The sequence below is a fragment of the Marinobacter sp. UBA5687 genome, assembly GCF_002420325.1.
Classification (GTDB): Bacteria; Pseudomonadota; Gammaproteobacteria; order Pseudomonadales; family Oleiphilaceae; genus Marinobacter; species Marinobacter nauticus.
The window spans coordinates 1-7,904 of record NZ_DIHV01000037.1 but is presented as its reverse complement, the minus strand read 5'-3'; the positions used below and the strand labels follow the sequence as shown (position 1 = coordinate 7,904).

Sequence of the window (7,904 nt, the reverse complement as noted above, 5' to 3'; positions counted from 1 at the left end):
AGCTACGCCAGCTCACATTCGCCTGTTCAGCGAGGGCGGTATACTACGGATTTTTTTCCGGCCTTGCAACACCTTCACAAGCATTGCTTTCAACGAAATCGAACTCGTAACCGGTTTTCGCTTCAACCGCTTGAACCCATTCACTTTCTGCCATGGATTCAACCTCAAAAACGAGCGCGTATCCTAAACGATTTCGAGGGAACTTGGCCAGCACTACATTCAGATTTGCCTGTTTTTTTTCTGCCATTACCGATTGCGCAGCCTCAAGGGATTCGAACAGTCCCAGGGAAATGGCGTTACGGTACTCTCCACGGGAAACAATGTACGATTCCACGCCCTGAAGATAGAGCCCACGGAACTGGGCTCGCGCTGCTTCCGGCGGCTGCGGAGGAATCAATACCCAATGCAGGGGCGGTAACTCCTTCTCAACCTCAACAATGCCGACTCTATGCTTGAGACCGGCCGCCACATTCTCGGCGTCATCCCTCGCATCAAACATTCCGAGCGTTATCCGTAGACAACTCTCTTCCCGGGAGGGGCTCTCCATGGTCTCGGAAGCCACTTTCAGACTGGAGACACGTGGCAGGGTTCCAGATGAAACGCCAACATAACGGGATGGCTCGATCCAGGCCGGCACAAACCAAACAGCCAGATTGAGAGCTGCCAACAGAAACGCCAGCCACTTCATCACAGAACGCCCGCGCTGGCGATTCGCTCAAGACCGTCAAGCACCATACCCTCAACTACGTTTGCCTCAAGACCAAGGGCCTGCAAACGCCGGGCATCGCCACCGGTCAGATAGATCGCAGAGAGTCCAAAGGCTTTTGCATCGCGATGAATCCCCTGGACAAGGGCCTCGGTGAGCCAGGCCAGACCGTGGTTGACGCATTCGCCGGTCGATTGTCCCGGGCGGGTGTCGAGTTGCTCACTCTGCTCAAATCCAATTCGTGCCGCATCCACTTTCAGACTACGGCGCATCATCTGGAGCCCAGGAAGAATGTAGCCACCGAGGTGTCGCCCGCCGGCATTCACATAGTCCACGGTGACGGCGCTACCAGCATCGACAACGGCGAAAGAAGCCTTACACCTGACCCAGCCTGCCAGCATGGCATGCCATCGATCAGCCCCCATGCGCGACACATCCCCATAGGAATTGGACAGGCCATCGCGCGTCGACTCAGCCCAGCAATATTCAACAGGCACCTTGGCCCGGGCAAGCAACAGTTCATGAAGTTGCGCGCGGGCGCTTTCCGAGGCCACCGTCGACACCAGAATTCTTTCGATGTCAGACCAGTAGCCTGAAAGTCCTGTCAGGGGCTCAGCATCTGCCATGACCGCTGCCCCTTCAAGAGGGCCGCCTGTTCCAGTCAGTCGCCATTTCAGGCGGGTATTACCAGCGTCAATCAACAGAATCATTCAGACACCCGCAAACTGATATCGCCCGCCCGCACCGGTATTTCGCCCTCTGCTGTTTTCAGGAGGTAGTTTCCGGTTTCGTCGATACCGCCTCCCAGGCCCTTTAATTCACCGTCACGGGTGACGAGGGGCAGGCCGCTAAAGATGTCACGGCGCTGCCAGCGCTCCCGGAATTGCCGGAAGCCACCGGCCTCAAATTCCGTCACTGCTGCCAGAATGTGAGCAATCATCCCGGCAGCGAGTTGGTTGCGGACCCAGGCCTGGTCTGGCCAACGCTTGTCCAGGCTCGTCCAGGGCTGATCAACGTCTTCAGCTCGAGTCATATGCACGTTGATACCGATTCCTGCGATCACCTGAACACAACCTTCCTGGAGTTCGCCCTGGATTTCTACCAGGATCCCACCAAATTTCTGGCCCTGGGCAAACAGGTCATTGGGCCACTTGAGCCCTACCTCACCGCCCCCTACCTGCTCAATGGCATTGGCGACGGCAACGCCCAGGGCCAGACTGAGGCCATCCAGGGCCGAGAACCCACCTTTTATCGACAACCCAAGGCTCAGGTAGAGGTTCTGGCCCTTGGGGCTGGCCCAGTTCCGACCTCTTCGACCACGGCCGGACGTCTGACAGTCAGATAACACCACCGGGAGTGGCGCCGACGTCAGTAGGCGCGCAACCTCGGCGTTTGTGGAATCCACTTCATCCAGAACAGTGAGCTGTATCCGCTCTCGAACCGAAGCATTGAGCTGACCAAGAATGATGTCACGGTCAAGCAGGTCCAGTGCGGACACCAGCTGGTAACCCTGCCCGCGAATGGTCCGTATGTCAGTTCCGTCGGCGATAGCCTTGCGGATATGCTTCCACACCGCCGTCCGGGAAACGCCCAGCTTCTGGGCCAGCGATTCACCGGAATGGATTTCACGATCACTGAGCAGGGACAGCAATGCATTGGATTTCATCAATGAGCTTCCAGACTGGGAATAAACAAGCCCGGATTAAACAACAGGAGGGGATTGAAAAGCAAAGGGGCAGCACTGGCCTTACCCCTTTACCGGTCGCGACGTTAGGGGATAGGTGTCGCGGTCAGGTTTGCGCGAATATTCACGTTCTGCAGCACGGCGCCGAACACGGCGGTCTGGGCGCCACCCACAGGATGAACCAGATCGATATTATTTATGGTCAGTTCCTTGAAACGGGTTTCCGCCTTAACCGCGAATCCCAGTGGACGGTTCAGGCGATCAGCCTCAGAAGGAGAGGACACATACCGATAACCCTGGGGGGCCGAGGCATCCATAATCTTTTCATCTCCACGGGCGCCATTCACCCCCAGCGAGTCCGCTCCATTTTCTTTCTTCACGACTCGGGTCTGGTAAACGTCAACGGATAGATCGGTTTGAATACCGTAGGTATTGTCGTCGACGCCATCACCATCGAAATCACCACCGTCACTCGTGTAAATATTGTCCAGAACCAGGCGGGTTCCGGAACCATTCACGGCCCGCCCCTGGCCATCGACGGTCCGATTGGTTTCCCACAACAGCGAATTCCGCTTCTCGCTGCTCTGAGCACGGGCGAGGATGTTCTTCATCTCGATCGTGACACCTTCCTCTCCCCGCATTTCCCACTCACCGCCCGATGCCGAACAGGCCGAGGCCGAAGCACCAGCGCCACCCACACAGACGTTGCCGGCACCACCAGGCTTGATCAACGTCGTGCTCCCCTGTTCAAAACGCTGGATCTTCAAACGCCCAAGGCTCTCTCCATCGACACCATTACCGATCCGGACATTGCCGATATCCATGGTGCTCCAGGACTCTTCCGTTGCCAGCGCCAATCCTTCATCGGTAACATCCAGAGTCATGTTACGAACATGACCATCATAGGTCATATCGGTCAGCCAGAGACCTTTCTGGGGCTGCTCACCGTTACCTTCGTCATAAGGAGCGGCAATCACTGCAGCACGACCGTCACGAATGTGAATATCCGAATTAATTGTCAGGCCCTCACCGGACGCGCCACCGGCTCCGAGCGTCATGTGACCGTCCAGCGTAAAATCGTAGGCGGGATAGATGCCGAGCGCCAACAACAATTCTGTGCCACCCTGCAATGGCGCATCATCACTGCCAACGCGCATCCCATTAATACGGTAACCGGCCTCAAGCCCCTCAAAGCCAATTCTCAAACCGTCATAGAATCGGGTTCCACCCTGAACACCGTCACGGGTAACGTTCACGGTGATATCGCCCTGCCCCCAGGACTGAAGGCCGCTGATAATCACCCTGTTGCCGTCCTCGGTATAGCTCAGATCAGAAAGCCTTAGGCTCCACTGGGCAGCCAGCCTCAGGCCCTGGGCACCGGCATCGACATGGCCTCCGCCCTGCAGGTAGAGCGCATTGGTGTAGTTGCGACCACCAAATACCTGGTCTTCCAACAGAAAGCTCAGGTTGAAGGCCCCAAAGCTCTTACCAGCACCGCCAATCTCAATGGCTCCGACCTCAAACTCGCCTTCCATTCGCCCAAGCGTTAAACCCACTGCCGGTCGGCCGCGCCAATCCTCACCCACATCCAGACGAAGGTCCTGAATTCGGTAGGAACCAGTGATGTCTCTCAGGGCGAGTGCATGGCCATCATCGTGATAGAGGAAAGACGCGCTATGTATGGTTGTCTCGTTATCAAACCGCAATCCCTCCCCTGCGCGGCCTCCTGCGGATATACCGGTCGTTGAGGACAGTTCGTACTGGCCAGAGAGACCGCCATAGCTGGGCAGCAGGTCACCGTTACCATTGGTGCTACGGCCATAAATCGCAGGATCGCTGGAATATCGAATAGCACCGACCTGCCAACTACCATTTACTCTTGGAGCCGTCAGTTCCAGGGTCTGGCCCACCCGCTCCAGAGTTACTCCCAAGGCCTCAACGGACATCGTAATATCGTCCAGAAACACCGAATTACCGTTGGTTCTATAGCCCAGACGGCCTCCCGTCATGGTGTACGCGGAATCAAATTCATAGCCGGTTCCACCTGCGGTCTGCTGGCGCAGGCTCAAGGTGCCTTGAAGGCTATGATCAAAGAAAATCCCGCCCATACTGACACCGGGCGCGCCGGCCAGCCGGATGTCCGAGAATTCGACCCGCCGGTCTTCTACCAGGTATTCGAGATTCAGCGCAGAATCACTGCCGATATCGATCCTGGTCCGATGAAATGCGCCCTGGCCCGGCACTTCCGAGGAACCCACCCGCATGCCTTCCAGATGGACGCCTTTGTTATCGTCGTAATAGGAAAGCTTGTCTGCGGTCATGGTCAGGTCAGTTTCGATGGTAATCCCGCTCTGGCCTCGTATCTCAGACAGCGCCCGGTCATCAAGGCTCTGGAGATCTGCAGCGGTTATCATCGAATAGCTGCCCAGGCCCAGGACGACCGTACTCAGGGGCAGGATTCCGGAAAGCTTACGAGTCATGATGCCTCCTGGCTAAGGGGTTCCATCCGGAAAAACCAGAAGGTTACCCTGCATGATCACGTCCCCCTGCATTTCCACCGCAAAGATGTCGGTTTGCTGAAAGCCGGGGTCAGTTGGTCGTGGCGTGCTACTGGAAGCGATTCTGAACTGTACGTCAGAAAACCGGACAACATTTGGCAAGCCCAGCTCAATCACATCACGGTCAAAGAGTGCACCATCCCCCCCAAAGCCGGAATCGATCGAACGCACCCTCAGGGTCAGACCCTCAAAGGCGAACATCCCTCGAATTTCATCCAGTACCATCCATCCGCCATCCTGCTTCAGCCGATAGGCAAAGCGAGCACCGCATTTCTTATCTGCCTCATCACACCGGCCAAAGTAATTGTTCTGAACCGGACCTCCCATTTCGTTGATGCTGATGTCGCCAGACAGATAGATCCCCCCCTGGCCGGAGACATCAGCCAGGGCGTCGTCCCCGAGCGGCGACATCTCGGAATACGCCAAGGCGGGAAGCAGGGCCGCAAAGAGCAGGCAAAACCGGGTAGCTGAACAACAAGTCAGACGGATCATGGCGCCAAGTCCTTGGTTCTGATTTCCAGGTGCTGAATGAGCATTCCTTCGATGCGGGCGGAGCCAAAATCCCGGTCACCAACACCAAAGTTGCCAATCCGGAGATTGCTCCGGTATTCCGGATTGGTGTAATAGGCTTCATAGAAGTCCCAGGTTGCGGTATCGCTGCCATCCCGAAGCCCGTTTGCGGCAATCTGCCCGGGTGCCGGCGCAGCGATAGCATCTACCTCCAGCACGAAATTGCCCGTACCGTCGACATCAAAAAACACTGGCTGGAGCTCGTTACCGATCGCCAGTTGAAGGACAAAATCGGACATGGTGATGCGGGAGCCACACTCGCTGCCATCCTGAGTACAGGCGTTGATGGTTAGCTCCGGAGAGTAGAAGTTCAGCTTGAACTGGCCGGCCATTTGCTGGCGCGCGTCATCACCCCAGAGACGCAGGTAGCTGCCGTCAATCACGGCACTTTTCGCATGTATATTCAGGTTGGCAGAGCGGTCGTTGCCCACCGCGACATTCATCTGCATTCCCATATCGGCTCGCTCGCCGATCCAGGATTCAGTTGCGGGGCGGCTTGAACAGGTACCGCTTCCGGCAGCCGCTGAGCCACCCAGGCAATCGTAACCCTCGGCCGCACTGAGCATCGCGGGCGCGGCGATTTCCAACACCGATTTATCTCTGACCCCGATCGTGTTGCCGTCCACCACGTCAATTCGCCAGGGATGCAGCAAACGCCCCAGGTTGACCGGGGTCAGATTCTGACCATAGGCGGAATCAGCGCCCGCGATGTACAAGTGATTCACGGTGATATCCACGTCCTGCCCGTCCGTGCTTTTGATGCCCGTGATTCGGAATATACGGGCCTGGTTGCCATTGGCATCCGGCGCGTCGGTTCCATGGGAGAAGGTAAAGTTATCGAGAACCAGGCCTATGCCGGCGCCATCGATCTCGGACATCTCGGACTCATTAAGAGTCACCATCTCAGCCTGGAGGGGCAAAGACCACAAGAGCGCTAACGACAACATTGAAGTGCAGGGGAAGTTGCAGAACCCGAATCCTCTCATCAGAACAGCCCCCGACCACGGTCTATGTACTCAGTCCGATAACGGTCCGTGCCGTACAACGCCTCATTCAGGTTTACCTCGGTGGCGCCATTGGGGATATTGAAGAATGCGCCGGACGTCGCCCGAATAAAGTCCTCTACCGTGATGTCGGTTTTCTTGACGTCCTTCAGCCAATCCAGATCTTTGGTCTGAAACGAAATAAACGCACCATCGGCGGGACCGGTAATTCGCCGCTCACCATTGACCTCCTCAACCTGGCCAATCGGGAAACTGTTGTAAATATCCAGATCAAAGCAGGAGTCTATGCCCAGCACCATGCAATCCTGGGCATAGACATAGATGTCACCAGCACCACAGCTGAAGAAGGAACAATCCGGCACCTCAATCTCCGAACTGGATCCCCAGCCAATCAGGTTCTTCAGCGACCAGCGGGTGAATCCGGCGGCACCTTCAAGAACGAACTTTTCCCCGTTCGGAATACCGATATACTCCGCACGAATGGGATCAAGCTCGCCAATGCGCGGATCACCTTCCTCGCCATAGACCAGCTGCGCCTTGGTGGCGAGTGGACTGCCGGATTCGAGCAAAGGGGTGAGCAGAACAATCAACTGATCGAAGAAATTGCCGGTGGAGTTAGCCTCCCGCAATCCTTCACCTCGATCGATGATGTCGACATTGACGTTACCCGTCAGCGTTTCGATCTTGCCGGAGAGAATGCCCATGGACTCGCCAAAGCCAAGGCGAACACCTACCACCTCATTGGTGGTTTCATCAAAGGCAAACTCGAAGAACGGGCTATCGATCATGAACGGAACAATCTCATTCTCGCCATAGGCTGAGCCATCGGGGCGATATTGTCGCGGAGAATCAGGGTTCTTGCTGTAGTAGGCCTGGTTATTGATGTACCCGAGCGCAAAATCGCGGATCAGTACATCGGAAGAACCCTGCTTCTCACCCGCTCGCTCATATCGCCCCATCTCGAGAACATCAACATTGGTCTGAATTTCGATATCCATACCGAGATTGACACGGGTATAGGAGGTATTTTCGTTGGGATCGGGATGGTACTGGCGGTCTATGGAGACAAAGGCCTGACCTGTCACCTCGGACAGCTCGGTATCAGAAATGGGCTGCAAATCTGCATGGGCAGCCGAAGACAGCACCATGGACAGCGCGAGGAATAGTCTTTTACGTGTACTCATAGCCATACCTGCCCGCCGTTTTTTGTTATTGACGGCAATGATCGAATGACTGATGAGTGTCTCTGAAGCTGGCTTTTTAGTCTTTTTTTCTGCCAGTCTTGAGGGAATGCTAACGCTATTTACCGAGCGTAACTGTGCGCCTGATCACAGGGTCATATCTGCTCGCTTTCCTGCAGGCAATAAAAAACCCCCGGCAGC

7 protein-coding genes are annotated in these 7,904 nt (G+C 56.0%); all 7 read right to left on the bottom strand.

The window, feature by feature from the left end; all coding sequences use genetic code 11:
- Positions 1–43: 43 nt before the first annotated feature.
- On the bottom strand, positions 44–499 hold the full coding sequence (locus B3Y70_RS04075) for a hypothetical protein (RefSeq protein WP_288589235.1): 456 nt from the start codon (positions 497–499) through the stop codon (positions 44–46).
- A gap of 188 nt (positions 500–687) precedes the next feature.
- Complete coding sequence (locus B3Y70_RS04070) at positions 688–1,416, bottom strand: type III pantothenate kinase (protein WP_206854960.1); 729 nt, start codon at positions 1,414–1,416, stop codon at positions 688–690.
- On the bottom strand, positions 1,413–2,372 hold the full coding sequence (locus B3Y70_RS04065; protein WP_278350392.1) for a biotin--[acetyl-CoA-carboxylase] ligase: 960 nt from the start codon (positions 2,370–2,372) through the stop codon (positions 1,413–1,415). The genes B3Y70_RS04070 and B3Y70_RS04065 overlap by 4 nt, the downstream gene beginning before the upstream one ends.
- A 104-nt stretch (positions 2,373–2,476) precedes the next feature.
- Entirely contained in the window at positions 2,477–4,870 is a 2,394-nt protein-coding gene (locus B3Y70_RS04060; protein WP_278350391.1) for a DUF6160 family protein, read from the bottom strand.
- Positions 4,871–4,882: 12 nt separating this feature from the next.
- Entirely contained in the window at positions 4,883–5,440 is a 558-nt protein-coding gene (locus B3Y70_RS04055) for a hypothetical protein (RefSeq protein WP_286715935.1), read from the bottom strand.
- Positions 5,437–6,396 (bottom strand): hypothetical protein, encoded by a 960-nt coding sequence (locus B3Y70_RS04050; RefSeq protein ID WP_014420475.1) that lies wholly within the window; start codon positions 6,394–6,396, stop codon positions 5,437–5,439. Before B3Y70_RS04050 ends, B3Y70_RS04055 begins: the two co-directional genes overlap by 4 nt.
- Before the next feature lie 107 nt (positions 6,397–6,503).
- Positions 6,504–7,706, bottom strand: a complete 1,203-nt coding sequence (locus tag B3Y70_RS04045; RefSeq protein WP_226538183.1) for a DUF6160 family protein — start codon at positions 7,704–7,706, stop codon at positions 6,504–6,506.
- Between the last annotated feature and the right edge of the window lie 198 nt (positions 7,707–7,904).

Coding starts and splice junctions, on each gene's coding strand:
- B3Y70_RS04050 (WP_014420475.1), bottom strand. CDS start 6,396: ATGTCCGAGATCGATGGCGCCGGCATAGGCCTGGTTCTCGATAACTTT.
- B3Y70_RS04075 (WP_288589235.1), bottom strand. CDS start 499: ATGTTTGATGCGAGGGATGACGCCGAGAATGTGGCGGCCGGTCTCAAG.
- B3Y70_RS04055 (WP_286715935.1), bottom strand. CDS start 5,440: ATGATCCGTCTGACTTGTTGTTCAGCTACCCGGTTTTGCCTGCTCTTT.
- B3Y70_RS04060 (WP_278350391.1), bottom strand. CDS start 4,870: ATGACTCGTAAGCTTTCCGGAATCCTGCCCCTGAGTACGGTCGTCCTG.
- B3Y70_RS04045 (WP_226538183.1), bottom strand. CDS start 7,706: ATGAGTACACGTAAAAGACTATTCCTCGCGCTGTCCATGGTGCTGTCT.
- B3Y70_RS04070 (WP_206854960.1), bottom strand. CDS start 1,416: ATGATTCTGTTGATTGACGCTGGTAATACCCGCCTGAAATGGCGACTG.
- B3Y70_RS04065 (WP_278350392.1), bottom strand. CDS start 2,372: ATGAAATCCAATGCATTGCTGTCCCTGCTCAGTGATCGTGAAATCCAT.